We start from the raw sequence: 11,742 nt of genomic DNA on the forward strand, positions 1-11,742 counted from the left end.
AGACGGTAATCAGCCAGTGGCCTGCGCCCCAAACCAGCCTCGCTGGGGCAAAATGTTGCTTCCGGGCTATTGCTGGTGATTGTATTGGACTGCCAAACCCTTGCTTTGAAAGGCCCCGATGCATGGACAAATTCAGCCTTGATGCGACTGATATCCGCATCCTCAGCGCAGTCCAGAAGCACGGCCAGCTTAGCAAAACCAAGCTGGCGGAGATCGTCAACTTGTCGCCGACCCCGTGCTGGGCCCGGCTTACGAAATTGAAGGCAGCCGGGTTCATCCGCGGCTACCACGCCGACGTTGCACTCGACCGGGTCTGTGATTTCACGCAGGTGGTCGTGACCGTCTCTCTCACACATCACCGCAAGTCTGATTTTGACCGTTTCGAGGGCCATATCCGGAAGCTGGACGAGGTCACCGAATGCATCGCCACAGGCGGTGGCATGGATTACGTCATGAAGGTCTTTACACCAAGCCTGGCAGCATTTCAGGAGCTGATTGAAACCCTGCTGGCGGCCGAACTGGGGATTGACCGCTACATGACTTACATCGTGACGCGCCACGTCAAATCCGCCCAGCCGAATCTTTCCGGCTTGGCGGCCAGGTCCGGCAAATAACCGGAAGCGTCTGAACGGTCTGCAAGCCTGTCTGACATCAGTCCGTTTGGTCTGCCCAGGTCTTGTTTTCAGTCCGCTCCCGGCCTGCCTGTGCGGGTAATCCTTCACCCAGTTCAAACAGTCCGCGGCTGATCGAGCCGACGGTGCAAAGGGTGAAAGACATGATGCAATCAGATGGTTTCGGGTTCGGCACACAGATCCGCAAATCCCCCTATTTCGACGCCACTGTGCGTTGGGGCGCCAAGGGGTTCTCGGTGTACAACCATATGTACATCCCGCGCAATTTCGGCGATCCGGAGCAGAACTTCTGGAACTTGGTGAACGACGCGATCCTGTGCGATGTGGCGGTCGAGCGCCAGGTGGAGATCACCGGCCAGGATGCGGCGAAATTCGTGCAGATGCTGACCCCGCGCGACCTGTCGAAGATGGCCGTAGGCCAGTGCAAATACGTGCTGATCACCAATGACAGCGGCGGCATCCTGAACGACCCGATCCTGCTGAGGCTGGCGGAAAACCATTTCTGGATCTCGCTGGCAGACAGCGACATCCTTTTATGGGCGCAGGGCGTGGCGGTGCATTCCGGAATGGATATCTCCATCGTCGAACCCGACGTCTCACCGCTTCAACTGCAAGGCCCGAAGTCCGGCGAGATCATGCGCGCGCTGTTCGGCGACAGCATCATGGATCTGAAATACTACTGGCTGCGCGAGGTTGATCTGGACGGTATTCCGCTGATCGTGTCCCGCACCGGCTGGTCCAGCGAACTGGGATATGAGCTGTACCTACAGGACGGGTCGCGCGGTGATGAGCTGTGGGAAAAGATCATGGCAGCGGGGGAGCCGTTCGGGCTGAAGCCCGGCCATACCTCCTCGATCCGCCGTATCGAGGGCGGCATGCTGTCTTACCACGCTGACGCCGATATCAACACCAACCCCTATGAACTTGGGCTGGACCGGCTGGTGAACCTCGATATGGAAGCCAGCTTCATCGGCAAGACGGCCCTGCGGGAAATCAAGGAGCAAGGCGTCAGCCGCAAGCAAGTGGGCCTGATCATTGAAGGCGCACCGTTGACCGGGCCCAACACCACCTTCTGGCCGGTCAGCAAGGATGGCACTGCCATCGGCAAGGTCACCTCTGCCGTCTATTCGCCGCGGCTGGATCAGAACATCGCACTGGCAATGGTCTCGGCGTACGAGGCCGTGCTGGGGGCAACGGTTGAGGTCACGGCCGGCACCGTCCCTGCCCGTGCGACCATCGTGGAAATCCCCTTCTTCGATCCGAAGAAAACCCTGGCCGCAGCCTGAGCGCTGGCTGAGCGATAATGAGGGATACCGCCATGTCCGACCTTTCAATCCAGCTGCACTGGCAGCGTGCTGAACCTGTGCTGCAAACCGGCCAGTATTCGAACGCCCACACGGTGCAGTACAACAACAGCTATGACGTCCAAGTGGACTCCGCCCCCGATTGGGGCGGAGATCCGGGCAACACCAACCCGGAACAGGCGCTGGCCTCGGCCCTGTCCAGCTGCCACATGATGACCTTCCTGGCGCTGGCGGCCAAAGCCGGCTGGCCGGTGGCCACCTTCCACGATTACGCCGAGGCGCATCTGGGCAAGAACCCTAAGGGCCAGATGTCGGTGACACGCATCGACCTGCACCCAGTGGTGCGTTTCGACACCGGATTTTCCGTCAGCGAAAAAGAGCTGGGGGAGATGCAGGATCGCGCCCACCGCTATTGCTTCATCGCCAATACGCTCGCCGACAGCGTCGAGATCAACATCCGCTGACCCCCAACAAAGGAGATGCCCTGTGCAACAGCAAGACATTTTGCTGAGCGATCTGGATGACGATGGCATCCTTCGACTGACTCTGAACGATTCCGCGCGGCGTAATGCCCTGTCTGAGGCGATGCTGGCGGCGTTGGCCCAAGCTTTCGCCGATGCAGGAGAAAATTCACAGGTGCGTGTTGTCGTCCTGGCGGCAAACGGCCCGGCCTATTGCGCCGGGCATGATCTGAAGGAGATGACCGCCGGACGCGTGGCAGGGGATGGTGGGCGGGCCTATTTTGCCAAGGTGATGGCGATGTGCTCTGCCACCATGCAGGCCATCGTGAACTGCCCCAAGCCGGTGATTGCCGAGGTCACGGGGATCGCCACCGCGGCAGGCTGCCAGCTGGTAGCCAGCTGTGACCTGGCCGTTGCCGAGGACACCGCGCAGTTCAGCACACCGGGGGTGCATATCGGCCTGTTCTGCTCGACGCCGATGGTGGCGCTGTCGCGCAACGTTTCCAGCAAGCATGCAATGGAAATGCTGCTGACCGGCGACATGACCCCGGCCCGGAGGGCAGAGGAGATCGGCCTGATCAACCGCGCCGTTCCGCCCGCAGAGCTGCGGGAGGCCACAATGGAAATGGCCCGCAAGATCGCCTCGAAGTCGGTGATGACATTGGCCACCGGCAAGCGCGCCTTCTATACCCAGCGGGAGATGCCGCTGCCGGAAGCCTATGACTATGCCTCCGGCGTGATGGTCGGCAACATGCTCGCCAGTGATGCCGAAGAGGGCATCGGCGCCTTCCTCGAAAAACGCAGCCCCCAATGGCAGGATCAATAGGACCATGACGGAAAACCCGTACAACACCGGTCTGGACCGCACCCCCGCGAACTATCAGCCGCTGACACCGCTGACCTTCCTGGAACGCGCCGCCAGCGTTTTTCCGGACCGCACGGCAATCGTGCATGGGGCCTTGCGGCGCAGCTATGCGGAGTTTTATGCGCGCTCGCGGCGGCTTGCCTCTGCCCTGGCCAAGAACGGCATTGGACGCGGTGACACCGTGTCGGCGCTGCTGCCCAACACGCCGGCGATGCTGGAATGCCATTACGGCGTGCCGATGTGCGGTGCGGTGCTGCATTCGATCAACACCCGGCTGGATGCGGCGGTGATCGCGTTCCAGCTCGACCACGCGATGTCGAAACTGGTGATCGTCGACAGCGAGTTCATGCCGCTGATGCAGGAGGCACTGGCCCTTGCCACGGTGTCGCCCATACTGATCCAGTATGATGACCCAGAGTATGGCGGTGTGCCGGCAGATGCGGAGGCCGCCGACTACGAGGTGTTTCTGACCCGCAGCAACCCGGATTTCGCCTGGCTGATGCCTGAGGACGAATGGGATGCGATCTCGATCAACTACACCTCCGGCACCACCGGCGACCCCAAGGGCGTGGTTTCGCACCACCGGGGCGCCTATCTGCTGGCGCAGGGCAACGCGCTGACCACCTCGATGCAGAAACACGCGGTCTATCTCTGGACCCTGCCGATGTTCCACTGCAACGGCTGGTGCTTCCCCTGGACACTGTCCGCCATCGCAGGCACCCATGTGTGCTTGCGGCAGGTGCGGGCAGAACCCATCTGGAACGCCCTGGCGGATGAAGGCGTGACCCACCTCTGCGGCGCCCCCATTGTGATGTCGCTGCTGATCTCGGCGCCGGAAGAGGCCAAGCGCGATCTCGCCCAGCCGGTGCAATTCTTTACCGCCGCCGCTCCGCCGCCCGAAAGCCTGCTGGCGGACATGAAGGCCGCAGGCTTCGAGGTGACCCACCTTTATGGGCTGACGGAAACCTACGGCCCTGCGGTGGTCAATGACTGGCACCACAGCTGGTCGGATCTTCCCCCCGCCGAACAGGCCGCCCTGAAGGCGCGCCAGGGCGTACGCTACCTGCCGCTGGAGCAGCTGGACGTGCTGAACCCGGAGACGATGCAGCCGGTTCCACGCGACGGCCGGACCATGGGCGAGGTGATGTTCCGCGGCAACGTCGTGATGAAGGGTTACTTCCGCAATCCCAAGGCCACCGAGGAAGCCTTTGCCGGCGGCTGGTTCCACTCCGGCGATCTGGGTGTCATGCATCCCGACGGCTATATCCAGCTCAAGGACAGGTCAAAGGACATCATCATCTCGGGTGGTGAGAACATCTCCTCGATCGAGGTCGAAGAGGCGCTTTACCGCCACCCGGCGGTTGCGGTTGCTGCCGTTGTGGCAATGCCGCATGAAAAATGGGGCGAAACCCCCTGCGCCTTTGTCGAGCTGGCCAAGGGCAAACAGGCCGATGCGGAGATCCTGCGCAGCTGGTGCCGCGGCCGTCTGGCGCCCTACAAGGTTCCTGGCAGGTTTGTGTTCACGGAGATCCCCAGAACCTCGACCGGCAAGATCCAGAAATTTGCCTTACGCGAACAGGCAAAGGAAATCGAGTCATAACCAGGGGAGCAGCGCTTCGCAGGCTTAAGTGCTGCTCCGGTTAACCTCAAGGCAGCTGCGGGTGTTTTGCAAGTACAGCGAATGTCCGAAATGACGGAAGCGGTGTAGCATGCGATATAAGCATGAGCGGCAGCTAAGGGCCGATCGTTCTCGCGCGATTTCGCTGCGGCTGCGAAATGCTGCAACTGCTTGTTCGGTAAAACGGGCTCTGCGCCCGCTTTCGCGGTGTTTAGCCCGAACGCTGGCTATGGAAGCGCCAATGTCGGCGCATCGAATGAAGACACAGAGTCTCAGCTACTTAGCCTCCGAGGCGAACGGCAGGTTCCTATCCGCCCTCAACCTGGATCACGCAGCACTGGCATTGGGCGGCACAGAGCCCACAGAGCCGAATGCTGCGCCAGGCACGAGCGGCAGCGAAGCTGCCGGTTTCTCGGACGCCACTCGAGGGGGGCGAGTAGCGCGCAGCATTGCCTGGCGTCGGAGAAGCGCGCAAGCGGGAAATCGCGGTGTTGGAATTGGGTAGACCAGCTGGCTCTATGGGGATTTGAATCGGTTGATGGCCTTGGTTCTTGTTTTGCAGGTTGGGCCAACAGCGCTCGTTGCAGGCAGCTTCGGCACGGATTTTGTGAGCTTTGAGGGGCATGCGCCGGGTCTCGCGGGGCTCGGCAACCTCACCACCACTACTATCCGGGTTGCAGGCATGCCGGACTGGCCGCAAGCGGTATCGCGAACAGCGGCAATTGGGCTTCCGGTCTTTGGCGCGCGTATCATGCAGCAGCCCTCGCTGTTCCTGGCGGCGCCCTGGGGCGTCGTTCTGGAGCGATGGTTTCGACGATGATCAGGTGCCCGCCGCAGCAGGGGCATGGCAGCGCGAGGACGCGGGCAAGTGCATCGGCGTCATCGGCCGTGCTGTCGTGCGCGTGACCCTGATCAGATGTTTCGGCCCCGAGCAGCTCCCTGATCCTGGCGATATTGGCGGCACGGTTGCCATTCCCGAAGAAGCCGTAGTGGCGGATGCGGTGCTGCCCCTTGGGCAGGACATGGATCAGGAAGCGGCGGATGAACTCGCCGGTCTTGAGGGTCATGGCGGTATGCCGCCCGGGACCATTGACGCGGTAATCCTTGACGCGGAAGGTGACGCTCCGGCCGTCCATGCGGATCAGGCGGCTGTTGGAGATCGCGACACGGTGGGTGTAGCGCGACAGGTATGCCAGCACTGCCCTGGGTCCGGCGAAGGGTTCCTTGGCATACACGACCCAATCGATCCTGCGCAGCGGTTGCAGGAAAGCGTCGAAGGCCTCGCGATCCGCAAGCCCGGCGTGATCGCCGAAAAAGTGCAGCTTCCCGGCGCTGTGCAGCCGGGCCAGCCCGTCCAGAATGAGGCGCCGGTAGAGGCGGGACAGAACCCGGACGGAGAGGAAGAAGTTCCTGCGGCAGGCGATCCACCGCGCACCGTCCGCAGACAGGCCGCCGCCCGGCACGATCATGTGGGCATGCGGGTGGTGCGTCATCGCCGAGCCCCAGGTGTGCAGGACGGATGTGATGCCGGCCCGGGCGCCAAGGTGCTTGGGGTCGGCGGCAATCCGGATTACCGTGTCCGCGCTCGCTCGCATCAGCAGATTGTAGATCTCCCGCTTGTTTTGAAACGCAATCTCGGCGATTGGCTTCGGCAGCGTGAAGACGAGGTGGAAATACCGCACGGGCAGCAGTTCGGCCTCGCGCGCCGCCAGCCAGGCCTTGGCTGCACCCGCCTGGCATTTGGGGCAATGGCGATTGCGGCAAGAGTTGTAGGCAATGTGTTCATGCCCGCAGTCTTCACATCGTGCGGCATGTCCGCCGAGCGCCGCCGTGCGGCAGCGCGTGATGGCGTTCATCACCTTCAACTGGTCGAGGCTGATATGGCCTGCATTGGCCGCCCGCCAGGCAGAACCATGGACCCGGAAGATATCCGCGACCTCCAGCTTCGGCCGGGACAACGCAGTCTATGAGGCGCCTTTCCTGCCCTTTCTGCGCTTCGCCGCGGTCAGGCCGTCCAACGGGCTCTCCACCGCCGAGATCATGCCGGTAGCAACGCTGGCATAGTGCGCCGTCGTGGTGAGTTTGGCATGCCCGAGCAGCGCTTGAATGATCCGGATGTCAACGCCGTGCTCCAGCAGATGCGTCGCGAAGCTGTGACGCAAGGTGTGCAGTGTGACCGGCTTGGTGATACTCGCTGCACGCGCTGCCTGCTTGAACAGCCGCGAGAGCTGTCTGGCCGAAAGATGCCGCCCGCAATAGCCGGGAAAGAGCGCGCGGTCAGGCCCGGACACCCCCCTGTCGTTGACGGTCGGGCGTTCGGTCCACCAGACCCGCAACAGGCTCAGAATATCAACGGGCAGCATCACGTTGCGGTCCTTGCGTCCCTTCGACTGCACGATGCGGATAATGTTCTGTTCCCCGTCGATGTCGCCGACCTTCAGCCGGACGACCTCGCTTGCCCGCAGGCCGCATCCATAGGCGAGTGACAGCATCACGCGCGCCTTCAGGCCGGGGGCCATGGCGAGGATGCGCCTGACCTCGTTGCGGCTCAGCACAACGGGAACCTTCACGGGCTTCTTGAGGTGGAACACTTCGGCCGCCAGGTCATGCCGGCGCAGGGTGACCCGGAACAGAAACTTCACCCCGGTCATGGTCTGGTTGCGGGTGCAGATACTCGTCCCGCTCTCGATCAGATGCAGCTGGAAATGCTTCACGTCATCCGGTGAAGCTGTCTCCGGAGATCGCCCGAGCCAGGAGGCAAACCGCTTGCAGGCCCGCAGGTGGCTGGTCTGCGACGCTGGTCCCAGATTGCGTGCGGACATATCCGCAATCATGCGCGCCCGAAGGGGTGTCGCCGGTGCAGGGTGCTGAATGGTCATGGGAAAACCCTCTATCAACCGAGGCAAAATCACCTCGGCCAACAGCACACACCCGACCTCCTAAACCGCGAAACAAATACCGCTTCAGCCCAACGCCTGCCACGCAGAGCCCCTATCGCGGAGCGATTTAGTGCAAGCGCAGATTGCAGACTTTGCAAACAAACATAGAAAGCTGATAGCGCTCGTCAGAAGTCGACAGGACGCAAGCAATTGGAGATTCTGCGGCGCGAACCAAACCTTTAAGGCGTTTACAGTGAGCAAGATTGACGCAAGAATGCTCGAAACAGATTGCTTGTGTACCACTTCGTATTTGAGAACATTAGATGTCCAAGAACACCCGCCTTGCAAGACTACTTGACCGAGGCTTTTATCCGGCCGAACTCCCTCCGACTTTTCGAACTAAGAACTTTAGCTCTCTCACAGTGGCATTTTCCCCTCCGGAAAACTACTACGGCAGCACCACGTTCTTTGACGGGGCAACCTTTCGAGGTGTTCTTAGAACATTTGGGGTCGTCAATCCTTCTAGCTACTATCTCCTTTCCCAGTTCATTGCCGAAAACTGGACTGAAATCTCTTCAGTCATGAGGCTAAGCAAATGTTCTGGCGCAAGGCCAAAGTTCCCCCCCCTCAACGCTAGAGGTAGGGCGATTGAAACGGCCACACTGGCATCAAAGAGAAAAAGCCAGCGACACCTTGCAAGTAGTTTTCCGTCCATCCTGACCGTGGACATAAATCGCTTTTATGGTTCGATATACACCCATTCGATTCCTTGGGCTGCACTGGGTAAACAGGAAGCCAAACGGCAATACCGCGCGCATACTTTGAAAGCACATTGGAGCGACAAGCTAGATAAGTTCGTACGCAATTGTAACCAGCGACAAACTGTCGGAATACCCATTGGGCCAGACACCTCTCGTATAGTCTCTGAAATGATTTTAGCTCGTATCGACGCGGATCTTTGTTCAGCGCGATCTGGCATCAAATCACAACAGGTCTTCCACAACATCGACGACTATCAAATTGGTGCGTTCGAAATTGGTGAACTGGAAAAAGCACAAAGCGACTTCGTGCGAACTATAAGCCGTTATGAGCTTAGATTAAATGACTTCAAGACATCAATCGACGAAGGTTTGTCTTTTGCACCGTCAAACTTTCAAAGAAGCTTTGACACTCTACACGGCCAAACTGGCAAGAGTTTCGTGGAGCATTTCTTCGAGATTCTCTACTCTGTCATTCCGCAGCATCCAAACTCGAATGTAGCAGGATACGCCCTCAAAAGGTTTGCCAGAGCTCTCGCCCGTAACTCAGAGAAAACTCTAGTTCGAGAGTATCTGCAACGTTTGCTGTTTGCTACACCACATCAAGCTAGGTGGCTAATGCCATTGCTGTTGGGGTTATATAGACACTTGGGGACAAATGCTGAGACGCGCAAAGTGTTTGCATGGGGGGTGGAAATCTGTGCCAGACGCAACGACGTTGGGAACCTGCTTTGGTTCTTATACGGTGCGATTTTTCTAGACCTAAAGCTTGTTCGGAAAACCTGCGACTTGTGTATTGGGGCTTCCAGCGAGCTAGTCGATCTAATGCTGTTTCATGGTAGCCAACTTGGGTTGTTTGCTATCGACAAGCCCGCACTGAGACGCCGGTACCGCGATGCCAGTTTCCAAACTGAGGCTTGGCTCCCTCTATACGAAGTTGAGCGAAGGAACTGGGACAGCAACCCAGCTTTCCAAAAGCTAGGTACCGGCGATGATCAAGGCAGCCTATATGCGGAGCTACGTGATCAAGATGTCGAGTTTTACTCAACAGATCCAGACGTCTTTCACGTAACGGCATTTAAAGGATGGCGACTTACCGCAGCGGACTTTGCAATGGAACAGCAGCAAGAACAGGAACAACAGCCGGAGCAGCAACAGCAGCCTGAGCAGGACCAACAAGCGCAAGAACATGAGCAGGGTATCGACCAAGCAATTGATCTCGCGATTCAGATCTATGGAGCGCATCCCGCGCCGGACGACGACGACCACTATGAGGATTTCGACGATTTTTGGCAAAACTACGATTGATTGGATCGACGCTTCACTTTGAAAAAGTGCGCAATGGCGATCTATAGCCAGAGCAAGGATAACGGGTGGGAATCAACAAACCAGACATCCAACATGGCCCTTGGGCCAGAGTCGATGCTGTGCCAGGTATCAAAAGTCTGCGAAGCGCTGATTGCAGGAACTTACGAACTCAGTTAAATGGATAAGCTCGTTCGATCAGATTTTCAGCCTCTGGTGCTTCAAGTAGACAAAATGTCTTCCCAGCATCGATCAACAGATGCGGACTTGGTAAGCGTGGAAACAACTCAGATAGAAGACACCCAAGGGCTTCAGACGAGAAAGCAAAGGCCATCATTATCCAGGTCGAAGTTTCACTTAGCCCCTTTTGTTTTGTCAGCTCTTGTTGCTCATCTGTGTAAAGAATCGTCGAAAGGTAGCTTCCATGGACAATTTCTGATGCCAAAGAATACCCCCCCTGCTCAACTGAGCTAAAAAGCAACGCAGCTTTCGAACTCGATTTCTCGATGATATCGCCACGTTCAGCGCGATCGTGCTGATACTCTTTCGGTGTTTTAGTGTCTTTGAAAAATTTCAGTGCATCAGAAATCGGTTTGGATTTCTTAGACACCTGAAGCCTATCGGATATCAGCTCTTTGTACCCTCCAGCAGAATAGAACTTTTTTTGGTTCTTATAGATACTGTAGTGGGCATAGTGGATCGCTTGTTTGGCTGCAGACCCGTCATCTGACAATACGTAGGCTGCGGACAGAAGGCGTTCGTAGAACATCCGGGTTATTGGCAAACCGAACGGAAGTCTTATTGATTGTTCCTTTATCAATTCTGGTAGCATTGTGCCTAGTTCGCACGCTGAATGGATCAGTCGAACAGCGACTCGAAACTGATCTTCATCCAACTGACTGTTTCTCTGACTCTCTAGCGTCAGTTCGACGGAAACTCGGTTAAGTAAGACCAATATTACGTCGGCAAGCTCCGACATCTCTTTCGATGTTTCGGTAGGATTCGCTTTGAAATGAACTTTCTGCATACAATACTCCTACGGCTAGCAGCCGGATGTTCCCTTCCGTTCGAAGATAGTTGGTAGCTGCAACTACAGTGAAGGTCCGTTCTTCCCAGTGCGTTCGCCGCAATGGCTTTCTATCATGCCCCCAAACTGAGCGACTTTGCAAAGGTTGCTACCTGCGCTTCGCTGACCTTGGAGTCGGGCAAAGCCCCCCTTGGGTCAACTGAGCAAATTTGAAGGTCCGCTTTCGAGAAGCCTTTCGCGCACGCAGCACCTTCATCGCTGCGCCTTGTATGAATGTCGCGATTGGGCCGATTTCGTTGAAAAAGTCGTTTGGTTTTGTGCGTTGGGGATGGGTACGGCGCACATTTTGTTGGGCAGTCTGAGGCGATACCGCCTTGTTACGCTACGGCGGGTGCCATCGGCTTGAGTTTTGCCAATTTCCGGAGGTTTTGGGCTGTGGCTGCGAGGGTGAATTCGTCTTGGACGCCCCAAGGCCCCCGTAATCGGAGCCGTGCCAGACCGAGGATGCGTTTTAGGTGGGCGAAGAGCATCTCCACCTTCTTGCGCCGCTTCTGTGCGGTCGAGTTGTATTCGGAGGCCGTGCATTGCCGCGCAAAGTCCCTGACGATTTCGTATTTCTCACGATGGATCGCGCGGACCTCGGAGTTTGGGCAGCATTTGGCTTTTGAGGGGCAGTCCCTGCAATCAGCGCTCAAGGCCCGGTATTTTCGTGAGCGCCAGCTGGGGGCGTTCCGCTCTGGATCTGAGTAGGTTCGCCAAGTGTGCCGCCTCTCCTTGCCCTCCGGACAGATGTAGCGATCATTCTCATCGTCCCAGGTGAAGTCAGATCGGGAGAATGTCCCGTCCTTGCGCTCGCCTTTGTCGAAGACGGGAATGAACGGGAGGATTTTCCG

At 58.1% G+C, this 11,742-nt stretch carries 11 protein-coding genes; 6 read left to right on the forward strand and 5 right to left on the reverse strand.

Annotated elements, in window-relative coordinates:
* Positions 1-122 precede the first annotated feature (122 nt).
* Positions 123-614: an Lrp/AsnC family transcriptional regulator gene (locus tag AC0KW6_RS21605; protein WP_474036064.1), complete on the forward strand. Its 492-nt coding sequence runs from the start codon at positions 123-125 to the stop codon at positions 612-614.
* A gap of 37 nt (positions 615-651) precedes the next feature.
* On the opposite strand, the gene AC0KW6_RS21610 is transcribed toward AC0KW6_RS21605, so the two are convergent.
* Entirely contained in the window at positions 652-777 is a 126-nt protein-coding gene (locus AC0KW6_RS21610; RefSeq protein WP_474036065.1) for a hypothetical protein, read from the reverse strand.
* On the opposite strand from AC0KW6_RS21610, the gene AC0KW6_RS21615 reads away from it, so the two are divergent.
* The 4 genes from AC0KW6_RS21615 to AC0KW6_RS21630 are packed head-to-tail and all read left to right on the forward strand — an operon-like array spanning position 776 to position 4,862.
* Entirely contained in the window at positions 776-1,918 is a 1,143-nt protein-coding gene (locus AC0KW6_RS21615; protein WP_474036066.1) for a glycine cleavage T C-terminal barrel domain-containing protein, read from the forward strand. The two genes, AC0KW6_RS21610 and AC0KW6_RS21615, sit on opposite strands and share 2 nt — an antisense overlap.
* 32 nt (positions 1,919-1,950) lie before the next feature.
* The gene (locus AC0KW6_RS21620) at positions 1,951-2,400 is read left to right on the forward strand and encodes an OsmC family protein (protein WP_474036067.1); all 450 of its coding nucleotides are present in this window, start codon (positions 1,951-1,953) and stop codon (positions 2,398-2,400) included.
* A gap of 22 nt (positions 2,401-2,422) precedes the next feature.
* Entirely contained in the window at positions 2,423-3,223 is an 801-nt protein-coding gene (locus AC0KW6_RS21625) for an enoyl-CoA hydratase (RefSeq protein WP_474036068.1), read from the forward strand.
* 4 nt (positions 3,224-3,227) lie between these two features.
* Positions 3,228-4,862 (forward strand): acyl-CoA synthetase, encoded by a 1,635-nt coding sequence (locus AC0KW6_RS21630; RefSeq protein WP_474036069.1) that lies wholly within the window; start codon positions 3,228-3,230, stop codon positions 4,860-4,862.
* Positions 4,863-5,629: 767 nt separating this feature from the next.
* On the opposite strand, the gene AC0KW6_RS21635 is transcribed toward AC0KW6_RS21630, so the two are convergent.
* Entirely contained in the window at positions 5,630-6,838 is a 1,209-nt protein-coding gene (locus AC0KW6_RS21635; RefSeq protein ID WP_323783970.1) for an IS91 family transposase, read from the reverse strand.
* Between the two features lie 6 nt (positions 6,839-6,844).
* Positions 6,845-7,759: a tyrosine-type recombinase/integrase gene (locus tag AC0KW6_RS21640; protein ID WP_474036070.1), complete on the reverse strand. Its 915-nt coding sequence runs from the start codon at positions 7,757-7,759 to the stop codon at positions 6,845-6,847.
* 323 nt (positions 7,760-8,082) lie between these two features.
* Between AC0KW6_RS21640 and AC0KW6_RS21645 the strand changes: the two genes are divergently transcribed.
* The gene (locus AC0KW6_RS21645; RefSeq protein WP_474036071.1) at positions 8,083-9,825 is read left to right on the forward strand and encodes an RNA-directed DNA polymerase; all 1,743 of its coding nucleotides are present in this window, start codon (positions 8,083-8,085) and stop codon (positions 9,823-9,825) included.
* A 169-nt stretch (positions 9,826-9,994) separates the two neighbouring features.
* On the opposite strand, the gene AC0KW6_RS21650 is transcribed toward AC0KW6_RS21645, so the two are convergent.
* Together AC0KW6_RS21650 and AC0KW6_RS21655 are read right to left on the reverse strand one after the other, a co-directional pair.
* Positions 9,995-10,849 carry a DUF5677 domain-containing protein gene (locus tag AC0KW6_RS21650; RefSeq protein ID WP_474036072.1) on the reverse strand — a complete coding sequence of 285 codons (855 nt, stop codon included), beginning with the start codon at positions 10,847-10,849 and terminating at the stop codon, positions 9,995-9,997.
* Between the two features lie 377 nt (positions 10,850-11,226).
* Positions 11,227-11,742: transposase (locus AC0KW6_RS21655; RefSeq protein ID WP_474036073.1), on the reverse strand; the 516-nt coding region annotated here is incomplete at its 5' end.

It is taken from the genome of Leisingera sp. SA215 (assembly GCF_055902035.1).

Bases quoted from the DNA above. Each gene is read 5' to 3' on its own strand.
- AC0KW6_RS21640 (WP_474036070.1), bottom strand. From the start codon at position 7,759: ATGACCATTCAGCACCCTGCACCGGCGACACCCCTTCGGGCGCGCATG.
- AC0KW6_RS21605 (WP_474036064.1), top strand. From the start codon at position 123: ATGGACAAATTCAGCCTTGATGCGACTGATATCCGCATCCTCAGCGCA.
- AC0KW6_RS21645 (WP_474036071.1), top strand. From the start codon at position 8,083: ATGTCCAAGAACACCCGCCTTGCAAGACTACTTGACCGAGGCTTTTAT.
- AC0KW6_RS21630 (WP_474036069.1), top strand. From the start codon at position 3,228: ATGACGGAAAACCCGTACAACACCGGTCTGGACCGCACCCCCGCGAAC.
- AC0KW6_RS21610 (WP_474036065.1), bottom strand. From the start codon at position 777: ATGTCTTTCACCCTTTGCACCGTCGGCTCGATCAGCCGCGGACTGTTT.
- AC0KW6_RS21650 (WP_474036072.1), bottom strand. From the start codon at position 10,849: ATGCAGAAAGTTCATTTCAAAGCGAATCCTACCGAAACATCGAAAGAG.
- AC0KW6_RS21620 (WP_474036067.1), top strand. From the start codon at position 1,951: ATGTCCGACCTTTCAATCCAGCTGCACTGGCAGCGTGCTGAACCTGTG.
- AC0KW6_RS21615 (WP_474036066.1), top strand. From the start codon at position 776: ATGATGCAATCAGATGGTTTCGGGTTCGGCACACAGATCCGCAAATCC.